Genomic DNA, 23,563 nt, shown 5'->3' with positions numbered 1-23,563 from the left:
CGCCATAGGGGCCCCGGCCAAACACATCCACCCACCCGGGCACACCCACCAAACAACCGGGCTTCGAGGAGCTGGGGCGGTTCGGGAAACACCGCGCCGCCTAAGCCCGGCTGTACTCGTCCTCAGCCAGTTGCTCGGCCACCGACAGCCTGCGCGGCCGGGGCTCGGCCAACGCCCCACCGGGCTTGACCTCCCGCCACGTGAAGTAGAACAGCCCCAGCAGCGCCATCACCCCGAAGGCGATCCACTGCAGCGCGTACGAGAAGAACGGCCCCGCCTCCATCAGCGGCAGCGGCAGCGCCGACAGCACCCCGGGTGACCCGTCCTCGAGCTGCAGGTACCCGGGTCGCAGCGCCAGCCCGGCCGCGTCGGCGACCGCGCGGGAGTCCACGGCGTAGACCTGCCGGTGCCCGTCGGTGGTGGCGTCCTCGAAGGCGGGCCTGCCCTGCGGGTCCCGCTCGTCGACCCGCACACGGGCCACCAGGTCCACGGTGCCCTCGGGCGCGGGGGCGAACCCGGGGACGCGGATGCCGCCGACCGGGCGGACGTACCCGCGGTCGACCAGCACGGTGGAGCCGTCGGGCAGGCGGAACGGGGTGAGCACCTCGAACGCGGCGTTGCCCTGCACGGTGCGCAGCCGCGCCACCGCCTCGGCGTCGGTGAGGTACTGCCCGCGCAGGGTCACCCGCCGCCACTCGGTCGCCGGACCGGGCGCCGCCCCGGCGGGCAGCACGTCGTCGAGGGGGGCGGGGTCGGCCCCGGTCGAGGATTCCAGGGCGGCGTTGGTCGCCTCCCGCTCGGCGTTGCGCTCGAACTGCCAGGGTGCGAGCAGCGTGAAGCACGCCGCGGCGAACACGACCACGACGAAAGCCAACAGCAGCCACCCTGGGCGCAGCAGCAACCTCAACCGCACCCCACCACGGTATGCCAGGGTGCGGTGCGGGGTTCCCGCGAGGTCAGGTCGCCAGGACCCGCCGGGCCGCCGCCGCGGTCTGCCCGGCATACCCGGCCCCGAACAGCACGACGTGCACGAGCAGCGGGAAGAGCTGGTGCAACGCCACCCGGTCGCGCCACCCGGCGGCCAGCGGCGCCGCCTCGTCGTAGGCGGCGAGGACGCGGTCGAGGTGTGGGCAACCGAACAGCGCCAGCATCGCCAGGTCGGACTCGCGGTGCCCGCCGTGCGCGGCCGGGTCGATCAGCCAGGGGCGGTCGTGCCGGTCCCAGAGCACGTTCCCGTTCCACAGGTCCCCGTGCAGCCGCGCGGGCGGCTCGGCGGGCCCGGCCACCTCCTCGATCCGCGCGCAGACCGCCTCCACCGGGGCCGCCTGCGCCGGGCTGAGGGCCCGCCGGTCGACCGCCAGCCGCAGGTACGGCCGGATGCGGTGCTCGGCGAACCATTCCGGCCACCGCTGCCCGACCACGCACGCCATCGGCAGGTTCCCGATCCACGACTCCCGGGGTCCCTCCCCGAACGCCCCCGCCCCGGCCGCGTGCAACCGGGCCAGCCCCCGCCCCAGCTCCGCCGCCGCCGCGGCCGAGGGGGCGCCCGGCTCCACCTGGTCGATCACCAGCCAGTGCCCGTCCACCCCGCGCACCTCCGGGACCGCCACCGCCCCCGGCTCGGCCAGCCACCGCAACCCGTGCGCCTCCACCCCGGCCTTCCCCGCCGCCGCGTGGAACTTCGCCACCACCACCCCACCGCCGTCGAGGTCCACCTCGAACACCGACGCCCCGATCCCGTGCACCCCGGTGACCCCGACGCCCACCAGCTCCTCGACCGCCCCCGCCGCGACCCCACCCGCGGGCCCCTCCGCGCGGCCCCCGGTCACAGCCGCTCCCGGACCCACGCCAGCAGGCCGGGCACCGCCGCCTCCACCATCGCCAGCACCTCGTCGAACCCGTCGTCCCCGCCGTAGTACGGGTCCGGCACGTCCCGGTCACTCCCGGCGCCCGGGTCGAAGTCGCGCATCAGCACCACCCGCTCCGGGTCGGGAACCAGCCGCCGCAGCGCCCGCGCGTGCCCGGAGTCCATCGCCACCAGCAGGTCGGCACCGAGGTGCTCGTCCCCGACCACGGCCGCCACGTGCTCCCCCGGGTAACCCCCGCCGACCAGCACCCGCACCGTTCGCGGGTCCGCCCCGTCGCCGACGTGCCAGTCCCCGGTCCCGGCACTGCTCACCCGCACCCGCCCGGCCAGCCCCGCCCGCCGCACGTGCTCGGCGAAGACCAGCGCGGCCATGGGGGAGCGGCAGATGTTCCCGGTGCAGACGAAGCTGATGTGCAAGGGCTGGTGCGTCACCCCACCAGTCTCCCAACCGCGCCTGCCGCCCACCGCGTCCGCCATCCCGGTGAACGGCGTAACGGCGTCGGATCGGTCGGCGAAGCAGGTGACGTCGGGCACAACCGGGAGAGGCGACTGATGGCATCACAGTGGACGGGGTGGCCCTGGGTCGCCGCAGGCGCGTCGGGGTTGGCCGTCGTCGTCACGATCGGCGCCGCCGCGGGGGTCGCGTCGCGGGACGCGGCGGCGGCGAGCGCCCCCGAACCGCTGACCCGCGAGGTGGTCACCACGGTGACCGAGACGATCACCTCGACCGCCACCACCGTCTCGACGGTGACCGTCACCGTGACGCCCCCTCCGCCCCCGGGGCCCGCGGTCGAGTTCACGGTGGGCACGTACGAGGTGGGCGTGGACGTCCAGCCCGGCAAGTACAAGAGCCCCGGCCCGGCCGGGTCGATGTGCTACTGGGCGCGCAAGTCCGCCGACGGCTCGAACATCCTCGACAACGGCCTGAGCGAGGGGCCGGTGACCATCACGATCAAGGCGGGCGAGCTGATCGAGATCTCCGGGTGCTCGGTGTTCAAGAAGGCGTGACGGCGGCCTGTGGACAGACGGGCGCACTGATCGGGGCTCCGCCCTAGACTCGCGGGCGTGGATGGGACAGGTGGGTTGCGGCACCACGGGGACGTGGACGCCGAGCCCGGGTTGCTCGACTTCGCCGTGAACGTGCGCGGCAGCGGGCCGCCCGGGTGGTTGCGGGCGCGGTTGGTGGGGGCGCTCGACCGGATCGGCACCTACCCCTCCGCGGCCGACGACCGCGCGGCCCGGCGGGCGGTGGCCGACCGGCACGGCCGCGCCGCCGACGAGGTGGTCGTCCTCAACGGGTCCGCCGAGGGGTTCGCGCTGCTGCCGAACCTGCGCCCCCGCCTGGCCGCGCTCGTGCACCCCTCCTTCACCGAGCCCGAGGTGGCCCTGCGCGACGCCGGTGTCCCCGTCCACCACGTCCTGCTCGACCCCGCCGACGGGTACGCCCTGCACCCCGAGCGCGTCCCCGAGGAGGCCGACCTGGTCGTGGTGGGCAACCCGACCAACCCGACCTCGACCCTGCACCCCGCCCGCACCCTCGCCTCCCTGGCCCGGCCGGGGCGGGTGCTGCTGGTGGACGAGGCGTTCATGGACGCGGTCCCCGGCGAGCCCGAGACGCTCACCGGTGAGCCGGGTGTCCTGGTGTTCCGCAGCCTCACCAAGACCTGGGCGCTGCCCGGCCTGCGCGCCGGGTACGCGCTCGGGCCGCCCGGCCTGCTCGCCCGGCTGACCCACGGCCGTCCACAGTGGCCGGTGGGCACCCTTGTCCTGGAGGCGGTCGCGGCCTGCTCCGAGCCGCACGCGGTGGCCGAGGCGCAGCGCGACGCCGCGGTGGTCGCCACCCACCGGCGGCAGTTGGAGCGGGCGCTGGGGGAGATCCCCGGCATCACCGTGCACGGGCCCGCCGCCGGGCCGTTCCTGCTGCTGACGGTCCCGGTGGGGCTGCGGGCCGCGCTGCGGGCCGCCGGGATCGCGGTGCGCCGGGGCGACACCTTTCCCGGGCTCGGACCCGACCACGTCCGGGTCGCGGTGCGCGCGCCCGCCGAGTGCTCGCCGCTGCTCGCCGCCGTCCGCGCCCACCAGGAGGTACTGCTGTGACCACGGTCGCCGACGCCATCACCGCGCTGGAGGCGGCCTACCCGCCCGCGCTGGCCGAGGGGTGGGACGCGGTCGGGCTCGTCTGCGGCGACCCGGCGCAGGAGCTGACCCGCGCGCTGGTCTGCGTCGACCCGGTCGAGTCCACTGTGGACGAGGCGGTGGAGCTGGGCGCGCAGCTCCTCGTCGCCCACCACCCGCTGCTGCTCAAGGGCGTGCACGGGGTGGGCGCCGACACGCCCAAGGGCAGGCTCGTGCATCGGATGGTGCGCGCGGGCGTCGCCCTGTTCTGCGCGCACACCAACGCCGACTCCGCCGACCCCGGGGTCTCCGACGCGCTCGCGCACGCCCTCGGGCTCACCGTCACCGGGCCGCTGAGCGCCAACGCCGACGGGCGCACCGGCATCGGCCGCGTCGGCGAGCTGGCGGCGGCCGAGCCGTTCGCCGCGTTCGTCGAGCGGGTCGCGCGGGCGCTGCCCGCCACCGCGGGCGGCGTGCGGGGCGCGGGCGACCCCGACCGACCGGTGCGTCGGGTGGCCGTCTCCGGCGGCGCGGGCGACTCCTACCTCGGTGCCGCGACCGCCGCCGGGGTCGACGCGTACGTCACCGCCGACCTGCGCCACCACCCCGCGGGCGAGCACCTGGCGGCCGGGGCGGGGCCCGCCCTGGTCGACGTGGCGCACTGGGCCAGCGAGTGGCCGTGGTGCGAGCAGGCGGCGGGCGTCCTGCGCACCGCGCTCGGCGGTACGGTCGTCACCACCGTCTCCACGCGCCGCACCGATCCCTGGACCGTTCAGGCCGCAGGCGCCCCTACCCCGACCGGGAGGTCCACCGGGTGAAAGCCGATCCCGCCGCCCAGCGCAGACTGCTCGACCTCGCCGAGGTCGACGCCGAACTCGGCCGCGTGCACCACCGGCGCACGTCCATGCCGGAGCTGGCCGAGATCACCGCGGCCGAGCAGGCCGTGCGCGCCCGCGCCGACGCGCGCGTCGGCGTGCAGACCCAGCTCGACGACCTCGACCGCGAGGTCGCCAGGCAGGAGAAGGAGATCGACGCCGTGCGCGCCCGCGAGGAGCGCGACCGCAAGCTGATGGCGGGCGGCACCCTCAACAGCAAGGCGCTCACCGACGTGGAGCACGAGCTGGCCACCCTCAAGCGCCGCCGGTCGGTCCTCGAGGACGACCTGCTCGAGCTGATGGAGCGCCGCGAGGCCATCGGGATGGACGCCCAGCACGCGGGGGTCGCACTGGCCGAGGCCGAGCAGCGGCTGGCCGAGGTCACCGCCCGCCGCGACGAGAACCTGGCCGACCTGGACACCAACCAGGCCCGCCGCGACGCCGAGCGGGCCAAGGTCGTGCCCGGCATCCCGCCGGGGCTGCTGGCCCTCTACGAGCGCAAGCGCGCCGCCCGCGGCATCGGCGCGGCCCTGCTGCGGGCCCGCCGCTGCGGCTCCTGCCAGCTCGAGATCGACCGCCGCGAGCTGTCACTGATCAAGGAGTCGCCCGCCGATGAGGTCGTCGAGCACGAGGAGTGCGGTGTGATCCTCGTCCGCACCGCCGAGTCGGGCGTGTAGCCGGTGGGGGAACCGGTGCGCGTCAGCGTGGAGGCCGACGGCGGGTCCCGGGGCAACCCGGGGCCCGCGGGCTACGGCGCGGTGGTCTTCGGCCCCGGCGGCACCGTCCTGGCCGAGCGCGCCGAGGCGATCGGGGTGGCCACCAACAACGTGGCCGAGTACCGCGGCCTCATCGCGGGCCTGCGCGCCGCGGCCGACCTCGGCGCGGGCGCCGTCGAGGTCCGGATGGACTCGAAGCTGGTGGTCGAGCAGATGTCCGGCCGCTGGAAGGTCAAGCACCCGGCGATGCGCCCACTGGCCGACGAGGCCCGCGCCCTCACCCGCGGCTTCCGGTCGGTCACCTTCACCTGGATTCCCCGCGCCGACAACACCCACGCCGACCGCCTGGCCAACCAGGCCATGGACGGCACCCCCGTCTCCCGCACCGCCGCGCTCCCCGGGAACACCGCGGCGGCCCCCGAGGACGCGCACACGACCACCCCCACCGCCGCGAACGGCACGGCGCCCACCGGATCACCTGCCACCGCGGGCGCTGCGGCCCCCACGGGTGGCACGGGCGCGACCTCCACAGACTCTGCGATCTCCACAGACTCTGCGCCCTCCACCGGCGCGCCCCCTGCGACCGGCGCGACCCCTGCGGGCGCCACGGCCTCCACGGGCGCGACCGGCACGGCCTCCACGGGCACTGCGGCTTCTGCGGGTGCGGCCTCCGTGACCGGCGCGGCTTCCACGGGCGTTGTGGCCCCCGAGGCCGGTGGGGCTTCGGCGGGCGATGCGGCTCCTGCGGCTTCCGTGACCGGCGCGGCCTCTGCGAGCGTTGGGGTTCCTGCGGGCGCCGCGGCTTCCGCGGGCGCCGCGGGCCTGTTCGCCGCGCCGGTGGCACCTGTCGCCGCGTCGGCCCGGTCCGCCGTGCCCACGGCCGCGGACCCGGCGACCCCGGCCGGTTCGTCCGCTCCGGCGGGCACCTCCGCCGCCGCTCCGACCACCGAGCCCGCCGAGCCAACCGAGTCCGCCGCTGCCCCGGGCGCGGGTGGCGGCCCGGCCGCGCGGGTGGCCACCGGGCCCGCCCGGTCCTCGCCCGCAGGCTGGACCGGCGCGCTCGGCACCCCCACCAAGGTGCTGCTGCTGCGCCACGGCCAGACCGCCATGTCGGTGGACCGCCGCTACTCCGGCCGCGGCGACGTCGCCCTCACCGCCCTCGGCGAGGCGCAGGCCGCCGCGGCGGGCCGCCGGATCGCCGCGCTCGACGGCGTCGACGCGGACACCCCGATCCTCAGCTCCCCCCTGGGGCGCACCCGCCAGACCGCCCGGGCCGTCGCCGAGGCCACCGGGGGCTCGGTGGTGGTCCTCGACGAGCTGGTGGAGACCGACTTCGGCGGCTGGGAGGGCCTGACCTTCACCGAGGCCGCCGAGCGCGACCCCGACCTGCACCGCCGCTGGCTGTCCGACACCGCCGTGCCCCCGCCGGGTGGGGAGAGCTTCGACGTGGTGCACGAGCGGGTCACCCGGGCCCGCGACCGCGTCCTGGCCGGGTACGCGGGCCGGACCGTGGTGGTGGTCAGCCACGTGACCCCGATCAAGGGCCTGCTACGGCTGGCCCTCGACGTCGGCCCGTCGATCCTCTTCCGCCTGCACCTGGACCTGGCGTCGCTGTCGATCGCCGAGTTCTACCCCGACGGCAACGCCTCGGTGCGACTGGTCAACGACATCTCGCACCTGGTCTGACCGGCGGGGCTCAGAGCGCCAGCCACAGCGCGACCACGGCCAGGGTGAGCGACAGCGGCACGGTCAGCAGCCCCAGCGCGGTGAACTCGCGCGCCGTGGTCCGGACGCCGGTGCCCGCCAGCACCCGCCGCCACAGCAGGGTGGCCAGGGAACCGGCGTAGGTCAGGTTCGGGCCGATGTTGACCCCGAGCAGCATGGCCAGCAGGACGCCGGGGTGCGGGCCGAGCACCGGCAGCAGCATCAGCGTCGCGGGCAGGTTGTTGACGAGGTTCGCCGCCACCGCCGCGACCGCGGCCACCCCGAGCAGGGTGGGCAGCGACTCCCCGCCGAGTGACCCATCGCCGGGCAGCACGGCGGTGAGCAGGTCCCGCCCCCCGTGCTCGGCCACCGCCTCCACGACCACCGTCAGCGCCACCACGAACAGGCACAGCAGCGGCGCGCACGCCCCCACCACCGCCCGCACCGTCACCGCCCGGGTCACCAGCCCCCGCCCGCCCAGCACCACCGCCGCCGCGACCGCCACCCACACCGCCGCGACCCCCACGAGCGGACCCGCGCAGAACCCGACCAGCATCACCGCGAGCACCCCCAGCGCGAACCGTGGCGCGGGCCCCGGCTCGGCCGCTTCCCGCACCCCACCCCGTTCCAGGTCGCCGGCGAAGAACCAGCGGAACACCGCGAACTCCACCGCGACCGCCACCACCCACGGGCCCACCATCAGCCCCGCGAAGCCCAGGAAACCCAGCCCGCTCGCCCCGAACGCCAGCAGGTTCGTCAGGTTCGACACCGGCAGCAGCGTCGAGGCGGAGTTGGCCAGGTGCGCGCAGGCGTACGCGTGCGGCCGGGCCCGCACCCCCAGCCCCGCCGCCGTGGCCAGCACGACCGGGGTCAGCAGGACCACGGTCGCGTCCAGGCTCAGCACCGCCGTGGTCACCGCCGCGGCCCCGAACGACAGCCCCAGCAGCCGCCGCGGCTCGCCCCGGCACGCCTTCCCCACCCGGGCCCCCACCCACCCGAACACCCCGTCGACGTCGGCCAGGTGCGCGACCAGCAGCACCGCCGCGAGGAACAGCACCGTGTCGCCCAGTTCCGCGGTCCGCGCCCACGCCGCCCCCGGCTCGACCAGCCCCAGCGCCAGCGCGATCCCGGCGGCGGGGACCGCGGCCACCGCCTCCGGCCACCCCCTCGGCCGCCCGACGGCGAACGCCAGGACCGCCCCCAGCAACCCGAAGGCCACGCAGGCCGCCACCGCACCACTGAGCACGGCGCGACGCTAACCGCTCCGCCGCCGGGTGCGGCGGTGGCCCCGGAACGGCCGTCGGGCTCGCGGCTCCCGGCCGGCGGCTCGCGGTGGGCGGGCCGCGGCGGTCAGCCGGTGAGGGTGGCCGTGGTGTGGGTGGTGCGGGGGCGGCGCAGGGAGTCGGTGAACGAGATCAGCACGTCGGTCAGGGCGGCGGCGGCCAGCGGGAGGATCGTCCCCGTCTCCACGCCGCCCTCGTCCTCCGGGGTGATCATGCGGTCGGGGACGAAGTGGCCGGGCAGGACCCGGGTGGCGCCCATGGCGAACAGCAGCGGCCGGAGCACGAAGTCCAGGGCCACCAGGTGCCCCTGGGTGCCGCCGGTGGCCAGGGGCAGCACCGCCGTGCCCGCCAGCGCGCCGCTGGGCAGCAGGTCGAGCAGGGACTTCACCAGGCCGCTGTAGGCCGCCCGGTAGACCGGGCTGATCACGACCAGCCCGTCCGCGGCCTGCACCGCCGCCAGGGCCGCGCCGATCCGCGGGTCGCGGTGGTCCTCGGCGAGCAGGGCGACCGTGGGCAGGTCGCGGACCCGCACGGTGGTCACGGTGTGCCCGGCCGCCCGCAGTGCTGTTTCGGTGTGCGTGACGACGATGCCGGGCCGCGCGGTGGCCGACGGGCTGCCGGACACGAGAACGATGGTCCCCACGGTGGTCTCCTCCAGGAAGGTGGCTGTCTGGCGCTGGTTCGGCCGCGCGGACAGACGCCCCCGGCGAGGCGGTGGAGGTCCACGTGCCTGCGCCGGGTGAGGAGGCGGTCACCGGACATGACCGGGAGTAGAGCAGCCCCGCTGACCGGCCTCAACGCCGCCCACGGAATGGGACGTGGAGGCCGGTGGTCGGACGCCGTATCCTCGTCGTCGCGGGCGAGTCGGCCGGGCGGCCGCGGCGGGTGATCCCCGTCGAGGAAAGTCCGGACTCCGCAGGGCAGGGTGATTGCTAACGGCAACCCGGGGTGACCCGCGGGAAAGTGCCACAGAGAACAGACCGCCCGGTCGGTCGGGGGAACCCGAGCGGCCGGGTAAGGGTGAAACGGTGGTGTAAGAGACCACCAGCACCCCGGGTGACCGGGGTGGCTCGGTAAACCCCACCCGGAGCAAGGCCAAGAGGGGGTCCCGCGAGGGGCCCCTGCGCAGACGCCCGAGGGCTGCCCGCCCGAGTCTGCGGGTAGGCCGCACGAGCCTGTCGGCGACGGCAGGCCCAGATGGATGGTCGCCACCGGGGCGCGAGCCCCGGTACAGAATCCGGCTTACACGCCGGCTCGCCCGCGTCGGGTTACTCCGATCGGTGGTACACCGATCGGAGTAACCCCGTCTGAGAGTGACGGAAGAATGGGCTGTGACTTCCCACACTCGCTGTGAGCGCGACTCCCGCAAGCGGGTGAAACCTCATGATCGCCCGAATTTTCGGGTCCTCCGGGGGTGTCACCAGCCCTCCCCGGATGATGATGGGTGTGGTCAGATATCAGGCGCACGGCACCAGGAGGGTGGATTGAGCCTACGGAACGCTGCTCGGTAGCTACCCTTTGTAATGACAATCATGTGCCTTTCGTGCTGTACTCGACGGGCACAGCAGAGACCTGCCGCGCAGGAGCACCACGCCCCCGATCACACAACCGCTTCCGCGCACTTGGGAGATCGACATGACCACCCCCACCCTCTCCGCCCTCGTGGAACTGGCCCAGCAGGAATCGACGAAAGTCGACACCGGTGGCCTGCGCACGTGGATTCTCGACAACGTCATCCCCCTGCTGCTGCTCGTCGTCGCGCTGCTGCTGCTGTGGCTCGGCGGCGGCAAGGGTGACAACGCGGGCGTGATGCGCCGCCTCGGCGGCGTGATCGTGGCCCTGGCGATCGTCGGGCTCGCGGTCACCAACGCGGGCGAGGGCATCGGCCGCTGGATCGCCGGCCTGTTCACCGGCGGCTGAGCGAAGGTCCCGGTGAACTGACGTGCGGATTCGCACCGACGACGAGGTCTACCGGGTCGACGCCGTCTGGCTCGGCCCGCCCAAGGCCACCTTCCCCTGGCGCGCCCGGTACGTGGCGTGGGGCGTGGGCACGGTCGTGTTCCTGCTGGTCCTGACGGTGCTGCGCAACCTCGGCATCGGCCTGTTCTGGTCCTTCGCCTGGGGCATGGTGGGCACCGTGGCGCTGACCATGGTCATCTGCTCCCGGATCAGCCACGAGCGCCCGCTCGGCGCCGTGCTGACCATGTGGGTGCGCGAGCTGACCGCCCCCAGGGAGACCGCCACCGGCCAGGGCGGGGCGGTCACCGCGTCCGCCGTGCGGATTCGCTCGGAGATCCCGCGCAGGCGGGACCGGCAGCGGACCCGGCGGGCGGCCCCCCCGAGCGGGCGGGCGGCGATGGCCCCCCGGGACGCGCAGGTGGCGGCGCCCCAGGACGGGCGGGTGGCGGCCCCCCGGGACGGGCGGGCCGACAAGAAGCGGGAGAAGCAGAGGCGCCGCGCCGAGAAGGCCCGCGCCCGGAGCCGCGCCAAGCGCGGGAACAGGGAGGTCAGCGGTGTTCGGACGCCGTAAGGGCGAGCGGGGGGCACTCGCTCCGTACCCGGCGGGACATCCGCAGGACCGAGGCCGGGGGCAGGAGCCGGGCCGCTACGGGCAGGCGCAGGCGCGCAAGCGCGGCAAGCGGCTGCCCGGCGAGAGCGGCCTGCCCAGCTACACCCCGGAGATCGCCGCCCGCTCCATCGACGGGCACCTGCTGCGCACCGGCGGCGACGTGTTCGCCTGGTACCGGCTGGGTCCGCAGCGCTGGTCGTTCCGGTCGGACTCGCAGCGCCAGGACCTCATCGCCGCCATCGCGGGCCAGTACGCGGAGCTGGCGGGCCGGTGGATGCACCTGCGGGTCACCACCCGGCCGTACCCGATCCGCATGTGGGCCGAGGCGCACGTGCACAACGCGGTGAACCGGCTGCCGGACGTGCCCGGCGCGCTCAGCTTCGACGACTACCTCGTCGGCGAGCAGCAGCAGCTCCTGGGCCGCTCCATGGCCGAGAAGGAGGTCTACCTCGGGGTGCAGGTGCAGACCCGCAACGTGGTCGACCGGGCCGTCGAGCGGGCCGCGCCGCTGCTGCGCAAGGTGTTCCCGGACGCCGTGGACGCCGAGCTGATGGCGATCGAGTCCGAGGTCGAGCACCTCGACCAGGTGGTGGGCTCCTCGGGCCTGGAGGGCCGCCCGGCCACCGCCGAGGAGATGTCCTGGCTGATGCACCGCTCGTGCTCGCTGGGGCTGCCCGCGCCGCGCAACATGCCCGCGGTGCCCGGCGCGGCCTGGGAGCCGGAGGACCTGGCCAGCTTCACCGACGCCGCCGACTTCCACCAGGACCCGTACGCCCCCACGGTCACCGTGCGCGGCCGCACCGGGTCCAACGCCGGGGTGACCCGGCACGTCACCGTGCTGACCGTCGGCATGATGCACGGCCTGACCATCCCGGAGATCGACGACCCGTGGGTGCAGCGCAGCGACCGGCTGCCCGCATCCGTGGAGTGGTCCGCGCGCATCTACGTGCGCCGCCCGGAGGAGGTCCAGGGCGAACTCCAGCGGCAGATGAACAAGGTCCGCTCGCAGGTCAAGCACTACACCGACGAGCACGAGCTGGAGCCGCCGCAGTCGCTGGCCCGCCAGGCGAGCCGGGTGCTGGAGATCGACGACGAGATGACCTCGGGCTTCACCGCCCTGGCCACCCGGGTCCGCTCCTGGTGGCGGCTGGCCGTCTCCGGCCCCACCGAGCGCGACTCGCTGCGGCTGGCCCAGCAGTTGCTCGACCTGTACAAGCCCAAGGTCGCCATCGAGCACCCCGAGGCGCAGTACGCCCTGGCCAGGGAGTTCATCCCCGGCGAGCCGCTGGCCTCCAGCGCCTACCTGCGCCGCGGCTCGGTGATCTGGGCGGCCTCGGCCGTGCCCACCGCCACCGCCGAGGTCGGCGACCGGCGCGGCATCCTGCTCGGCGAGACCTGCACCGCCACCCGGCGCCCGGTGGCCTGGGACCCGTGGATGGCCCAGGAGATCCGGGACGCCTCCGGCCTGACCGCCATGGTCGCCGGGCTCGGCGGCGGCAAGTCCTTCCTCGGCGGCGGCATCGTCTACAAGACGCTGCGCGCCGGGGCGCACTGGACGATCCTCGACCCGTCCGGCCCGCTGGCCCGGCTCTGCGACCTGCCCGAGCTGCGGCCCTACGCGCGGCCGATCAACCTGCTCAACGCCCAGGCGGGCATCCTCAACCCGTACCGGGTGGTGGCCGAGCCCAAGCTCGACCACTTCCTCGACGACGAGGACCCCGAGCGCGCCTGGCGCCGGGAGAAGGCGCTGGCCGCCGCGACCCGCCGCCGCCTGGTCCTCGACGTGCTCTCCGGCCTGCTGCCCTACGAGGTGGCCAAGCTGCCGCAGAGCCGGATCGTGCTGCTGCGCGCGGTCCGCACCGTCGGCGGCCGGGCCGACGCCGACCCCAGCCTGGTGTTCGACGCGCTGCGCCGCGACGCCAGCGAGCACCGCGAGCACGCCATCGTGGTGGCCGACTTCCTCGACGAGATGAAGGAGCGGATGTCGCTGCTCATCCCCGAGCGCGGCGCCGACCCCTACGACGAGCAGCGCGACGACCGGATGACCGTGCTGACCATGGCGGGCCTGACCCTGCCCAAGGACGGCGTGGCCCGCGAGCACTGGACCGACGCCGAGGCGCTCGGCGTGGAGATGCTGAACCTGGCCGCCTGGCTGACCCAGCGCTCCATCTACGAGAAGCCCAAGGACATGCGCAAGGGCGTGTGGATCGACGAGGCGTTCTTCCTCTCCGAGGTCCCCACCGGCCGCGTGCTGATGAACCGCTTCGCCCGCGACTCCCGCAAGTGGAACGTGCGCGTCCTGCTGTCGAGCCAGATCCCGGCCGACTTCCTCAAGATCCAGGGCTTCGTGACACTGCTCGACTCGGTCTTCATCGGCCGCCTCGACGACGACCAGGCCCAGGCCGACGCGCTGCGCCTGCTCAAGGTCCCGATCGGCGCCGGGTACGAGCAGGTGGTGGCCGGTCTCGGCCGCCGCCCCGGCGGGCAGCGCGGCACCGAGCGCGACACCGCCCCCCGGCAGTTCATCTTCGGCGACGGCGCGGGCGGGGTGGAGCGCATCCGCATCGACCTGTCCGGCAACCACCTCGACCACCTGCGCACGGTCATGGACACCACCCCGGACGGCCAGCGCGACTCCACCACCGCCCGCGCGGCGCTGCCCGAGGCCGCGCTGCCGCACGCCCCGGAGATCCCCAGCGAGTTCGACTTCGTCGCCGTCGACGGGGCCACCATGCCCAGCGACGAGGAATTCGAGCGGGCGGCGGAGTTCGAACTGGGCCTCACCGAGGACGACTACCTCGACGCGGGCGCCCTGGAGGGCACCCTGGTCGTCGGCGACGGCGACAACGGCACTGACGGTGACGGTGACCAGGGCAGCGGCGACAAGCCGAAGAAGAAGCACGGCCGCGAGGACGCGGCGTGAGCGCGCAAGAGGGGGACAAGCCTGTCGCCGACCCGGGGCGGTTGGCTATTTTGATCAAGTTTGTGCCCGGTCACCCGAGTCCGTTGGGGTTGGTGGACGCCTGATGATCACGGTCCTGGTGTTGGTCGCCCTGGCGGCGCTGGTCAAGCTGCGCGGGGTCCTCGTCTCCGGCATCCGCCGCACCGCGCACCCCGGCCGCAAGGCCGCGCTGGTGCTGGTCACCGGGATCGTCGCGTTCCAGGCGCTGCTCGGCAGCCCGGCGATGGCCCAGGACGCCAACAGCTGCGTGCCCAACCCGGAGCGCCCCGGCGCGGGCATGGTCGGCGCGCTCGACCCCCCGCAGGGCAACGGCGAGGCGGGCAGCCCGTACATCACCTACGCCTACGCGGGCATGGTCTGGCACGTCTACGACGAGTCCTGCGGCGGCCTGGTGCCCAGCGGCGTCAGCGACCCCGGCGCCACCATCGACACCTGGGTCGGCAACGAGCTGTTCAACGTCGCCAAGAACATCGTCGGCGCCACGAACTCCCTGCACTACACGTTGCTCACCGGCGGTGTCCTCGGCGGGCTCAACGAGCAGATCGGCAAGGCCGCCGACGCCGTCTTCGACAACATCTACACCCAGCTGTTCAGCATCTTCATGCTGGTCCTGGCGATCCTGATGTTCCGCCAGATCTGGAAGGGCGACCTGGCCACGGTCAGCAAGCGCGCCCTGTTCGCGCTGGCGGGCATGTGGCTGGCGGCGTCCTCGGCGGTGCTGGTGAGCAACTACGACCGGATCGACGACCTGATCGTGCGCACCACCACCGGCATCCAGGCGGGCTTCGTCGACCCGCAGGAGGACCGGGTCGTCCGGCACGTCCTGCCGACCGAGCTGCACAACAAGGTCGTCTACGAGAACTGGGCGCGCGGCGAGTTCGGCGCCCCGGACTCCCCGCAGGCGCAGAAGTACGGCCCCCGGCTGCTCGCCGCGCAGGCCTGGACCCGCGACGACGTGGTCACCGGCAAGGACGCCGACAACGCCGCCGAGCAGGCCAAGAAGGCCGACTACAAGCAGATCGCCACCGAGCTGGGCCCGGCCACCGGCTACTTCAAGGGCACCGACGGCAGCCGCACCGGCGCGGGCATCCTGGCGCTGTTCCAGTCGATCGTGTACTCGCTGTTCCAGCTCTTCGCCAAGCTGGCGGTGCTGCTGGCCCAGCTGCTGCTGCGCATCCTGGCGCTGACCGCGCCGATCATCGGCCTGGTCGCGCTGATCCACCACGACATCCTGCGCAAGGTCGGCCGGGCCGTCGGCGCGGTGGTGCTCAACGTGCTGGTGCTGGCGATGCTGGCCGGGGTGCACTTCAAGTTCCTGGAGCTGATCTTCTCCCCGGGCGCCAAGCTGTCGCTGCTGACGCAGATGCTGCTGGCCGCGGCGGTCACCCTGGTGTTCTTCCTGGTCGGCCGCCCGATGCGGCGGATGTGGCAGATGCTGGAGCTCTCCGTCGGCGCGGCGGGCGCGTCGATGCCCGCGGCCGGGTCGGGGATCTTCTCCCGCTTCCGCCGCGGCAAGCACGAGGGCCCCACCCCGCAGGACGAGTTCTGGGAGACCGTCCGCGACGGCGAGGCCGCCGAGCGCGACGCGCTGGTCCCCGCGGGCGGCGGGCGCAGGCCCCGGCCCGAGGCCAGCAACCCGGTCACCGCCACCGCGCAGCGGATGGACACCCGCGCCCGGCAGGCGGCCATCGGCGGCTCGCAGCCGCTGCTGGGCCCCTCCGGCGCGGAGTCCGGCGAACTGGTCGTCAGCCCCGGCCGCGGCACCCCCGGCACCCGGGTCGTGCTCGGCGGCGGGGGCAGCCGCACCGTCGACACCGTCCCGGTCGCCGACCGCGGCTGGGACCGCGGCGAGGACTCGGTGGTCGTCCCGTCCATGGTCACCGGTGGGAACGACTTCGGACCGGTCGAACCCGCGCCCGCGCTCACCCCGGCACCCAAGGCCGCCGAGGTCGAGATGGTCCAGGGCAGGCCCGTGCACGTGGTCTACCGGCCCTCGCGCGGCCTGGAGGTCGCCCCCGACGGCCCGCCGCGGCGGCTGCCGCTCAACGACGGTCCGCTCGGGACCGACACGGTGGTGAGGTGACCCGTGCCGATCCGCACCAACCGCGGCCGGGCCGCGGTCTACCGCAAGCTGTGGGGCTGGCCGCTGCGCTCGCCCAGGCACCTCGCGGTGGCCGCGGTCATCGGGGTCCTCGTGGTGGTGGCGATCGGCGCCGTGCTGCCCGGCCTGGTCGGCCGCAAGAGCGCGCCCGACCCGCGCAACCCGGTCGCTGCGGCCGCCTCCGCGGTCCCCTCCGCCACCCCGGCCCCGCTGCCGGAGTCCGGCGGCCCCACCGCGACCATCACCCAGACCCGCATCACCGCCCCGCCCAGCACCCCCACCTCGGTGGCCCCGGCCCCGCAGGCGCTGGAGACGGCGCGCAAGTGGGTCGAGAAGTGGGTCACCCACCCCAGCGGCATCACCAACGCGGAGTGGCTGGAGGGCCTGCGCCCGTACACCACCGAGGAGTACCTGCCGGTGATGCGGTCGGTCGACCCGGCCAACGTCCCCGCGAGCAGGCTGACCGGGGAACCGAAGGCGGTGCGGTCGTTCCCGAAGTCGGTCGAGGCCGAGGTGCCCACCGACGGTGGCACGCTGAAGCTGACCGTCATCGACACCGGTGCCGGTTGGCGGGTCGCCAACTACGAGCAGCAGGAGGGCTGAGCCATGCGGGGGACGCTGATCGCGGGCACGGCCGCCGCGGCCGTGGTGGCCGTGGTCGTGGGCACCGGCGTGCTCAACACGGTCGTCAACCAGACCGAGCAGGCCGCCAACCAGGTGCGGCTGGCCTCCTGCAACGCCAGCCTCGGCCCGACCACCACCGGCCCGGCGGGCTCCGGTGAGGGCGACGTGGCCCGGCTGACCGACGAGCAGCGCGGCACGGCGGCGCTGATCGTGTCCATCGGCAAGCAGCGCGGCCTGCCGCCGCTGGCCTGGCAGGTGGCCATCCAGGCGGGCATGACCGAGTCCGGCCTGCGCAGCCTGCGCTACGGCGACCGCGACTCCCAGGGCATCTTCCAGATGCGCCCGTCGATGGGCTGGGGCTCGGTCGAGGAGGTCACCAACCCGACCTACGCGGTGAACAAGTTCTACGACGTCCTGCTGGAGGTCCCCGGCTGGGACGGGCAGCGCCCCGGCGACTCCGCCCAGGACGTGGAGCGCTCGGCCTTCCCCGACCGCTACCACCGGTGGGAGGCCATGGCGGCCCACCTGATCGGCAGCGTCGGCCAGGTCGCCAACTTCACCGGCTGCGGCCAGGGCGTCGGCGCGCTGCTGCTGCCCGCGCCCACCGCCGCCGCGGGCAACGCCATCCAGTGGGCGCTCGGGCAGCAGGGCAAGCCGTACGTGTGGGGGGCGCTGACCGACCAGCAGAACTCCTACGACTGCTCCAGCCTCATGCTCCAGTCCTACCGCGCCGCGGGCATCCAACTGCCGCGCACGTCCCGCGAGCAGTACTACGCGGGCGCCATGCTCCCGCTGGAACAGGCCCAGCCCGGCGACCTGCTGTTCTGGGCCACCGACGAGAGCGACCCCAGGACCATCCACCACGTGGCCATGTACCTGGGCGACGGCAAGATCGTCGAGGCCCAGCAGACCGGTGTCCCGGTCCACATCCGACCGGTGAAGTTCACCGAGGGCGAGCTGGTGAACCAGGCCGTCCGCCCCGGTGTGTGAGGAGTCGACATGTACAACCCCGATCCCCGGAACCCCCTGCGCGACTACCTGGAGTCGTCCCGCAAACCCGGTGTGAGCCAGGGGTACGTGGTCCTGCCCCGCTCGCTGGCGGAGGCCATGCCCCTGCCCTGGCAGCAGCAGATGGCCCACCTGATGCACGAGTTCCACCAGGTCTACGCCCACCTGAGCTGGCCGGAGTACCGGGTCGTCCCGTCCCGCCGGGAGCGCCTGGTCGACCTGGACGAGGACCAGTTGGCCGAGGTCGGCTGCTTCGTCGAGATCGACGTGGACGGTGACCTGGTCTACCGGGAGCGCAACGGCAGGCGCATCGAGGACCCGGAGAACCAGACGGTGCTGGTGTCCTGCCTGGACCCGATCCCCGGGCAGCACCAGAACGCCAACCAGGACACCCCGCCCCGCGGCATCCCCATGCAGCAGGCCCCCGGCTGGAGTTAGGTGGACGACATGGCGAAGGACAACAACCCCGATCCGGGCTGGTACTACAACACCAAGACCAACCAGGTGGAGCACGGCGAGGTCGGCAAGGCGATCGACCGCCTCGGCCCCTACCCCGACCGCGCGAGCGCGGAGCGGGCCCTGGAGACCGCCAGGGAGCGCACCGAGGCGGCGGACAAGGCCGACCGGAACTGGAGCTCCGAAGACTGACCTCCCGGCTGTGCCGGTGCGCGCGCACCGGCACAGCCGCTCGCGACGACGTGGCCCCGCTCACCCACAAGGGTTAGGGTTCGGGGGTGGATGAGGACTTCGCAGCCGTCCGAGCCGATTTCGCGTTGCCCGACCACTACCCGCCCGCGGCGGTGGCCGAGGCCGAGCAGGCGGTGGCGCGCGGCCCCCGGTTCGACCGGCGCGACGCCACCGGCATCCCGTTCGTCACCATCGATCCGCCCGGCGCCAAGGACCTCGACCAGGCCATGGCCCTGGAGCGCACCGCCACCGGCTACCGCGTCCACTACGCCATCGCCGACCTCGGCGCCTTCCTCGACCCCGACGGCGCCCTGGACCACGAGGCCCGCCACCGCGGCCAGACCCTGTACCTGCCCGACGGCAAGGTGCCGCTGCACCCGCCCGTCCTGTCCGAGGGCACCGCGAGCCTGCTGCCCGGCCAGGACACCGCCGCCGCCCTGTGGACCATCGACCTCGACCACGACGGTGAACCCACCGGCGCCCACGTCGAGCGGGCGCTGGTCCGCTCCACCGCGCAGCTCGACTACGACAGCGCCCTCGACCGCGGCCACCCCGCCATCGAGCTGCTGCCCGAGATCGGCAGGCTCCGCCGGGCGAGCGCGATCAGGCGGGGCGCGGTCGAACTCCAGCTCCCCGAGCAGGAGGTCGAACCCGACGGCGACCGCTGGCGGCTGGCGCTGCGCCCCCGCACCGAGGTCGACGCGTGGAACGCCGAGATCTCCCTGCTCACCGGCATGGCCGCGGCGAAGATGATGCTCGACGCCGGGATCGGTGTCCTGCGCACCCTGCCCGACCCCGACGACGGCGCGGTCGAGTGGTTCCGGCGGTCGGCGAAGGCCCTGGGCGTCGACTGGCCCGAGGGCGTGGGCGTCGCCGAGCTGCTCAGCGGCCTGGACCCGGCGCGGCCCGAGGCCATGGCCCTGTTCATGGACGCCACCCGGTTGCTGCGCGGCGCCGGGTACACCGTCTTCGACGGCGAACCCCCCGCCCTCACCACCCACGCCGGGGTCGCCGCCGCCTACGCGCACGTCACGGCCCCGCTGCGCAGGCTGGTGGACCGGTTCGCCACCGAGGTCTGCCTGGCCACCTGCGCGGGCCACCCCGTCCCCGACTGGGTCAGGGCCGCCCTCCCCGGGCTGCCCGCGCAGATGGAGGCCTCCGACGGGCTCGCCGCCAAGGTCGACCGGGCCTGCCTGGACCAGGTCGAGGCCTGGGTCCTCGGCGACCGGGTCGGCGACGGGTTCGACGCGGTGGTGCTGCGGGCGGAGGCGAACTCGGCGGAGGTGTTCATCGCCGACCCGCCGGTGCTGGCCAGGTGCGCGGGGGAGGGGTTGCCCGAGGGGGAGACCATCCGGGTGCGCCTGACCGAGGCCGACCGGGACCGACGGCGGGTGTCGTTCGAGCGGGTCGCTACCGTCTGAGGGACAACTGCGGAGGGACGTGGACGTGACCGAGGTCAGCAAGCTCAAGGTGGGTGTGCTCGGCGGCACCGGACCGCAGGGGAAGGGCTTGGCGCTGCGCTGGGCCGCCGCGGGCATCGCCGTGGTGCTCGGCTCCCGCGCCGCCGACCGGGCCGAGTCCGCCGCCGCCGAGCTGCGCGGGCTGGCGGGTGTGGAGCACATCACCGGTCTGGACAACGCCGCCTGCGCCGCCGACGCCGACGTGGTGCTGGTCGCGGTCCCCTGGGACGGCCACCGCGACCTGCTGGGCTCGCTGCGCGACGAACTCGCGGGCAAGATCGTCATCGACTGCGTCAACCCGCTCGGCTTCGACAAGCAGGGCCCGTTCGCCCTGCCCGTCGAGGAGGGCAGCGCCGCCCAGCAGGCCGAGCAGGTCCTGCCCGACTCCCGGGTCACCGCCGCCTTCCACCACGTCTCCGCGGTCTCCCTGGCCGACCTGTCGATCACCGACCTGGACATGGACGTCCTCGTCCTCGGCGACGACCGCGAGGCCACCGACGTCGTCCGCGCCCTCGCCGACACCATCCCCGGCTTCCGCGGCGTCTACGGCGGCAGGCTCCGCAACGCCCACCAGGTCGAGGCGCTCACCGCCAACCTGATCGCCATCAACCGCCGCTACAAGGCCCACGCGGGCCTGCGCATCACCGACATCTGAGGTGCGCTCCGACGTGCTCGACGACCTCGGCGCCCCGGTCCCGCTGACCGCCGCGCCCCGCCGGGTGGTCAGCCTGGTCCCCTCGCTCACCGAGGCCCTGGCCCCCACCGGGACCCTGGTCGGCGCCACCGACTACTGCACCCACCCGCCGGACCTCGACCTCCGGCGGGTCGGGGGCTCCAAGTACCCCGCGGTCGCCGCGGTGCTCGACCTCGCCCCGGACCTGGTCGTCGCCAACTCCGAGGAGAACCGCCCCGAGGACGTCGCCGAACTCCGCGCCGCGGGCACCCCCGTCTGGGTGACCGAGGCCCCGACCACCGTCCCCATGGCCCTGGCCTCGGCGCGGCGCCTGTTCACCGAGGCCCTGCGCGTCCCGGTCCCGGACTGGCTGCCCACCGCCGAACGGGTGTGGGCGCGGGTCACCCCGCACCGCGCCACGGCCGTCACCCCGGTCTGGCGCAAACCCTGGGTGGTCCTCGGCCGGGACACCTTCGCTGGCGACGTCCTGCACCGCCTGGGCGTCCACAACGCCTTCGCCGACCACCCCGACCGCTACCCGCGCCCACCGCTTGAAGACCTCAACGCGGCCCCGACCGACCTGGTGGTCCTGCCCGATGAGCCCTACGAGTTCACCCCCACCGACGGCCCCGCCTTCTTCCCCGGCAAGACGCCGGTCCTCGTCGTCGGCCGCCACCTCACCTGGTACGGCCCCTCCCTCGTCGAAGCCCGCCACCACCTGGACGAGGCCATCACCCGGGCCCTGCGCACCACCTGAGCCCCCGGGGGAGTCGTCCACCCGCGTCAGCGGAACTCGTCGGTGGCCTCCCGCAGCGCGTCCAGCACCCCGGGGTCCGACGTGGCGTGACCGGCGCCGGGCAGCAAGGCCAACCGCGAGTCCGGCCAGGCCTGCCGCAGCTCCCACGCCGTCACCGGCGGGCACACCACGTCGTAGCGGCCCTGGATCAACCGCCCCGGGATGCCCGCCAGCTTCCCCGCCCCCGCCAGCAGTTGGTCGTCGGCCAGCCACCCGCGGTGGGCGAAGTAGTGCAGGGCGACCCTGGCGAACGCCACCGCGAACCGGGGTTCGGCGTACTGCGCGATCAACCCCGGCGCGGGCAGCAGCGACACCGTCGAGCCCTCCCAGTTGCTCCACGCCGTGGCCGCGGCGGTGCGCGTCGCCTCGTCCGGTCCGAAGACCATGTCGTGGTAGGCCACCAGCGGGTCCACCCCGGTGGGGACCAGGGACCGGAACTTCGCCCACGCCTCCGGGAACAGCGCGCCCGCCCCGCCCCGGTACAGCCAGTCCAGCTCCCGGGGGCGCAGCAGGAACACCCCGCGCAGGATGATCTCGCTGACCCGCTCCGGGAACTCCTCCGCGTAGGCCAGCGCCAGCGTGCAGCCCCACGACCCGCCGAACAGCAGCCACCGCTCGACGCCCAAGTGCTCGCGCAACCGCTCCACGTCCGCCACCAGGTGCCACAGCGTGTTCGCCGACAGGTCCGCCCCGGGGTCGGCGACGTGCGGGGTGCTGCGCCCGGAGCCGCGCTGGTCGAACAGCACGATCCGGTAGGCGGCGGGGTCGAAGTGCCGCCGCTGCACCGGGTTCGTCCCGGCGCCGGGCCCGCCGTGCAGCACCACCGCGGGCTTGCCCGCCGGGTTGCCGCTGACCTCCCAGTACACCCGGTGCCCGTCACCCACGTCCAGCATCCCGTGCTCGTGCGGCTCGATGGCGGGGTACAGGGCGGCAGGCATGCCGGACATGCTGCCCTACCCGGGCGGGCACCGGGGCGGACGAGTCGCAAACCGGGCCGCGACCCCGGGGAACCGGGGCCGCGGCACCGGGATCAGTGGAAGGCGTGCTCCGGGCCGGGGAACTCCCCGCCGCGCACGTCGGCGGCGAACCGCTCGGCGGCACCCAGCACCACACCGGCCAGGTCCGCGTACCGCTTGACGAACCGCGGCGCCTTGGCCCGGCGCAGGCCCAGCATGTCCTGCCACACCAGCACCTGGCCGTCGCAGTCCGGTCCGGCGCCGATGCCGACGGTGGGCACGTCGAGTTCGTGCGTGACCCGCTTGGCGACCTCGGCCGGGACCATCTCCATCACCACGGCGAACGCCCCGGCCGCCTGCAGCGCCACCGCGTCGGCGACCACGGAGTCCCCGTTCTCGCCGCGGCCCTGCACGCGGTAGCCGCCCAGGTTGTGCTCGCTCTGCGGGGTGAAGCCGATGTGCCCCATGACCGGGATGCCCGCGGTGGTGATGGCCCGGACGTGCGGGGCGAACGCCGCGCCGCCCTCCAGCTTCACCGCGTGCGCGCCGCCCTCCTTCATGAACCGCACCGCCGTGGCCACCGCCTGCTCCACCGAGACCTGGTAGGAGCCGAACGGCAGGTCGGCGACCACCAGCGCCCGCTTCGCCGACCGGGAGACCGCCCGCACCAGGGGGATCAACTCGTCGACGGTGACCGGCAGGGAGGTCTCGTACCCGTAGACGTTGTTCGCGGCCGAGTCGCCGACGAGCAGGACGGGGATGCCCGCCTCGTCGAACAGCTCGGCGGTGTACATGTCGTAGGCGGTGAGCATGGGCCACGGCTCGCCGCGCTGCTTGAGCTCCCGCAGGTGGTGGACCCGGACCCGCTTCGCGGGCTGTGCCCCTCGCGGTGCGGTGCCGGTCCCGTACGGGGCCGCGACCTCAGTGTTCTCGGACATCGCTGTCGACCGTCCTTCCCTCGTGGCCTGCTTCGGCGCAGGTCCCCGGGTTCGCGCGGATGGCTTTACCCGCTCAGCGTGACACCGCGACCACCGGCTGACGAGCGCGTGTCGCCCACCTCACAATGGGTGCGCTCCGCCTTGGTGCCGGAGGGACACGCTCGGGATCTTGGTGGGTGTGCCCGGGTGGGTGGATGTGCTCGGCTGTGCCGCTGTTCAAAGCCCGGTC

At 74.4% G+C, this 23,563-nt stretch carries 23 protein-coding genes, 1 other RNA gene and 1 pseudogene; 18 read left to right on the top strand and 7 right to left on the bottom strand.

Going from position 1 to position 23,563, the window contains the following annotated elements; all coding sequences use genetic code 11:
• Nucleotides 1–100: 100 nt before the first annotated feature.
• Genes UO65_RS04095 through UO65_RS04085 form a run of 3 tightly spaced genes read right to left on the bottom strand, consistent with a single transcriptional unit; the run spans nucleotide 101 to nucleotide 2,299 of the window.
• Nucleotides 101–913, bottom strand: a complete 813-nt coding sequence (locus tag UO65_RS04095; RefSeq protein ID WP_035278855.1) for an SURF1 family cytochrome oxidase biogenesis protein — start codon at nucleotides 911–913, stop codon at nucleotides 101–103.
• Between the two features lie 43 nt (nucleotides 914–956).
• Nucleotides 957–1,829, bottom strand: coding sequence for a fructosamine kinase family protein (locus tag UO65_RS04090; RefSeq protein WP_052020653.1), 873 nt, complete (start codon nucleotides 1,827–1,829; stop codon nucleotides 957–959).
• Complete coding sequence (locus UO65_RS04085; protein WP_267897634.1) at nucleotides 1,826–2,299, bottom strand: low molecular weight protein-tyrosine-phosphatase; 474 nt, start codon at nucleotides 2,297–2,299, stop codon at nucleotides 1,826–1,828. Before UO65_RS04085 ends, UO65_RS04090 begins: the two co-directional genes overlap by 4 nt.
• Nucleotides 2,300–2,419: 120 nt before the next feature.
• Between UO65_RS04085 and UO65_RS04080 the strand changes: the two genes are divergently transcribed.
• The 6 genes and pseudogenes from UO65_RS04080 (at nucleotide 2,420) to UO65_RS38895 (ending at nucleotide 7,259) form a co-directional block, all read left to right on the top strand.
• Entirely contained in the window at nucleotides 2,420–2,875 is a 456-nt protein-coding gene (locus UO65_RS04080) for a hypothetical protein (RefSeq protein ID WP_063935880.1), read from the top strand.
• Between the two features lie 57 nt (nucleotides 2,876–2,932).
• A complete protein-coding gene (cobC, locus tag UO65_RS04075) occupies nucleotides 2,933–3,964 on the top strand; it encodes an Rv2231c family pyridoxal phosphate-dependent protein CobC (RefSeq protein WP_035278849.1) in 1,032 nt (343 codons plus the stop codon).
• Nucleotides 3,961–4,800: a Nif3-like dinuclear metal center hexameric protein gene (locus UO65_RS04070; RefSeq protein ID WP_035278847.1), complete on the top strand. Its 840-nt coding sequence runs from the start codon at nucleotides 3,961–3,963 to the stop codon at nucleotides 4,798–4,800. Before cobC ends, UO65_RS04070 begins: the two co-directional genes overlap by 4 nt.
• Nucleotides 4,797–5,534: a zinc ribbon domain-containing protein gene (locus UO65_RS04065; RefSeq protein WP_035278845.1), complete on the top strand. Its 738-nt coding sequence runs from the start codon at nucleotides 4,797–4,799 to the stop codon at nucleotides 5,532–5,534. The genes UO65_RS04070 and UO65_RS04065 overlap by 4 nt, the downstream gene beginning before the upstream one ends.
• 15 nt (nucleotides 5,535–5,549) lie before the next feature.
• Nucleotides 5,550–5,939 (top strand): annotated as a pseudogene (locus UO65_RS37190) (reverse transcriptase-like protein); the annotation flags it as partial.
• A gap of 306 nt (nucleotides 5,940–6,245) precedes the next feature.
• The gene (locus UO65_RS38895) at nucleotides 6,246–7,259 is read left to right on the top strand and encodes a histidine phosphatase family protein (protein WP_219994282.1); all 1,014 of its coding nucleotides are present in this window, start codon (nucleotides 6,246–6,248) and stop codon (nucleotides 7,257–7,259) included.
• A 10-nt stretch (nucleotides 7,260–7,269) separates the two neighbouring features.
• On the opposite strand, the gene UO65_RS04055 is transcribed toward UO65_RS38895, so the two are convergent.
• Together UO65_RS04055 and ssuE are read right to left on the bottom strand one after the other, a co-directional pair.
• On the bottom strand, nucleotides 7,270–8,523 hold the full coding sequence (locus tag UO65_RS04055) for an ArsB/NhaD family transporter (protein ID WP_084175289.1): 1,254 nt from the start codon (nucleotides 8,521–8,523) through the stop codon (nucleotides 7,270–7,272).
• 104 nt (nucleotides 8,524–8,627) lie between these two features.
• Entirely contained in the window at nucleotides 8,628–9,203 is a 576-nt protein-coding gene (gene ssuE / locus UO65_RS04050) for an NADPH-dependent FMN reductase (RefSeq protein WP_035278841.1), read from the bottom strand.
• Between the two features lie 217 nt (nucleotides 9,204–9,420).
• Between ssuE and rnpB the strand changes: the two genes are divergently transcribed.
• From rnpB to UO65_RS03995, 12 genes are all read left to right on the top strand, one after another.
• Nucleotides 9,421–9,821, top strand: an RNA gene (gene rnpB, locus UO65_RS33010) — RNase P RNA component class A.
• Nucleotides 9,822–10,195: 374 nt separating this feature from the next.
• On the top strand, nucleotides 10,196–10,480 hold the full coding sequence (locus UO65_RS04045) for a hypothetical protein (protein ID WP_035278839.1): 285 nt from the start codon (nucleotides 10,196–10,198) through the stop codon (nucleotides 10,478–10,480).
• Between the two features lie 22 nt (nucleotides 10,481–10,502).
• Entirely contained in the window at nucleotides 10,503–11,090 is a 588-nt protein-coding gene (locus tag UO65_RS33930; protein WP_035278838.1) for a hypothetical protein, read from the top strand.
• Nucleotides 11,074–14,052: an ATP-binding protein gene (locus tag UO65_RS04035; RefSeq protein WP_035278837.1), complete on the top strand. Its 2,979-nt coding sequence runs from the start codon at nucleotides 11,074–11,076 to the stop codon at nucleotides 14,050–14,052. The genes UO65_RS33930 and UO65_RS04035 overlap by 17 nt, the downstream gene beginning before the upstream one ends.
• A 103-nt stretch (nucleotides 14,053–14,155) precedes the next feature.
• Nucleotides 14,156–16,174 (top strand): hypothetical protein, encoded by a 2,019-nt coding sequence (locus tag UO65_RS04030; RefSeq protein WP_052020651.1) that lies wholly within the window; start codon nucleotides 14,156–14,158, stop codon nucleotides 16,172–16,174.
• 3 nt (nucleotides 16,175–16,177) lie between these two features.
• A complete protein-coding gene (locus tag UO65_RS04025) occupies nucleotides 16,178–16,795 on the top strand; it encodes a hypothetical protein (RefSeq protein ID WP_035278835.1) in 618 nt (205 codons plus the stop codon).
• A 3-nt stretch (nucleotides 16,796–16,798) separates the two neighbouring features.
• On the top strand, nucleotides 16,799–17,806 hold the full coding sequence (locus UO65_RS04020; RefSeq protein WP_035278833.1) for a C40 family peptidase: 1,008 nt from the start codon (nucleotides 16,799–16,801) through the stop codon (nucleotides 17,804–17,806).
• A 9-nt stretch (nucleotides 17,807–17,815) separates the two neighbouring features.
• The gene (locus UO65_RS04015) at nucleotides 17,816–18,262 is read left to right on the top strand and encodes a hypothetical protein (protein ID WP_035278831.1); all 447 of its coding nucleotides are present in this window, start codon (nucleotides 17,816–17,818) and stop codon (nucleotides 18,260–18,262) included.
• Nucleotides 18,263–18,271: 9 nt separating this feature from the next.
• Nucleotides 18,272–18,472: a hypothetical protein gene (locus UO65_RS04010; protein ID WP_035278858.1), complete on the top strand. Its 201-nt coding sequence runs from the start codon at nucleotides 18,272–18,274 to the stop codon at nucleotides 18,470–18,472.
• 86 nt (nucleotides 18,473–18,558) lie between these two features.
• On the top strand, nucleotides 18,559–19,932 hold the full coding sequence (locus tag UO65_RS04005; protein WP_035278829.1) for an RNB domain-containing ribonuclease: 1,374 nt from the start codon (nucleotides 18,559–18,561) through the stop codon (nucleotides 19,930–19,932).
• Nucleotides 19,933–19,957: 25 nt separating this feature from the next.
• Nucleotides 19,958–20,626 (top strand): NADPH-dependent F420 reductase, encoded by a 669-nt coding sequence (gene npdG / locus UO65_RS04000; RefSeq protein ID WP_035278857.1) that lies wholly within the window; start codon nucleotides 19,958–19,960, stop codon nucleotides 20,624–20,626.
• A gap of 13 nt (nucleotides 20,627–20,639) precedes the next feature.
• Complete coding sequence (locus UO65_RS03995; RefSeq protein WP_035278856.1) at nucleotides 20,640–21,401, top strand: helical backbone metal receptor; 762 nt, start codon at nucleotides 20,640–20,642, stop codon at nucleotides 21,399–21,401.
• 26 nt (nucleotides 21,402–21,427) lie between these two features.
• Here UO65_RS03995 and pip read toward each other — a convergent pair whose 3' ends face one another.
• Complete coding sequence (gene pip, locus UO65_RS03990; RefSeq protein WP_152551970.1) at nucleotides 21,428–22,378, bottom strand: prolyl aminopeptidase; 951 nt, start codon at nucleotides 22,376–22,378, stop codon at nucleotides 21,428–21,430.
• A gap of 92 nt (nucleotides 22,379–22,470) precedes the next feature.
• On the bottom strand, nucleotides 22,471–23,334 hold the full coding sequence (gene panB, locus UO65_RS03985) for a 3-methyl-2-oxobutanoate hydroxymethyltransferase (protein ID WP_035278826.1): 864 nt from the start codon (nucleotides 23,332–23,334) through the stop codon (nucleotides 22,471–22,473).
• Nucleotides 23,335–23,563 lie beyond the last annotated feature (229 nt).

It is taken from the genome of Actinokineospora spheciospongiae (genome assembly GCF_000564855.1).
GTDB lineage: Bacteria > Actinomycetota > Actinomycetes > Mycobacteriales > Pseudonocardiaceae > Actinokineospora > Actinokineospora spheciospongiae.
This window is presented reverse-complemented; position numbering and strand designations above follow the sequence as displayed.

Coding starts and splice junctions, on each gene's coding strand:
- UO65_RS04015 (WP_035278831.1), top strand. CDS start 17,816: ATGTACAACCCCGATCCCCGGAACCCCCTGCGCGACTACCTGGAGTCG.
- UO65_RS04020 (WP_035278833.1), top strand. CDS start 16,799: ATGCGGGGGACGCTGATCGCGGGCACGGCCGCCGCGGCCGTGGTGGCC.
- panB (WP_035278826.1), bottom strand. CDS start 23,334: ATGTCCGAGAACACTGAGGTCGCGGCCCCGTACGGGACCGGCACCGCA.
- UO65_RS04010 (WP_035278858.1), top strand. CDS start 18,272: ATGGCGAAGGACAACAACCCCGATCCGGGCTGGTACTACAACACCAAG.
- UO65_RS04030 (WP_052020651.1), top strand. CDS start 14,156: ATGATCACGGTCCTGGTGTTGGTCGCCCTGGCGGCGCTGGTCAAGCTG.
- UO65_RS04045 (WP_035278839.1), top strand. CDS start 10,196: ATGACCACCCCCACCCTCTCCGCCCTCGTGGAACTGGCCCAGCAGGAA.
- UO65_RS04080 (WP_063935880.1), top strand. CDS start 2,420: ATGGCATCACAGTGGACGGGGTGGCCCTGGGTCGCCGCAGGCGCGTCG.
- pip (WP_152551970.1), bottom strand. CDS start 22,378: ATGCCTGCCGCCCTGTACCCCGCCATCGAGCCGCACGAGCACGGGATG.